The 262-nt window shown below is 46.6% G+C and carries 1 protein-coding gene; it reads left to right on the forward strand.

The annotated features are described in order from the left end of the window. On the forward strand, positions 1 to 262 hold a 262-nt coding region (locus EWU22_RS13400; RefSeq protein ID WP_161566877.1), incomplete at both ends, for a hypothetical protein.

The raw sequence follows: 262 nt of genomic DNA on the forward strand, positions 1-262 counted from the left end.
AGCTTGACCTTTACGGCAGGTGTGGCTACAGGATCTATGATCTTGTACAAAGCAGAATCGGCAACAGTGAATGCTACTGATGGAACGATCAACTCGAATACAGGAGGAACCTTGAACGTTACGGTGAGTCCATCGACGATGACGAAGTTGGCGGTGAGCTTAACGAGTCCACAGATTAATGGCACAGCCTTTACAGGAACAAATACCTTAACAGCCTTGGATGCTTATGGTAACACAGCTACAGGATTTAGTGCTGCAGGAA

This window comes from Aquirufa nivalisilvae (genome assembly GCF_004307455.1).
GTDB lineage: Bacteria > Bacteroidota > Bacteroidia > Cytophagales > Spirosomataceae > Aquirufa > Aquirufa nivalisilvae.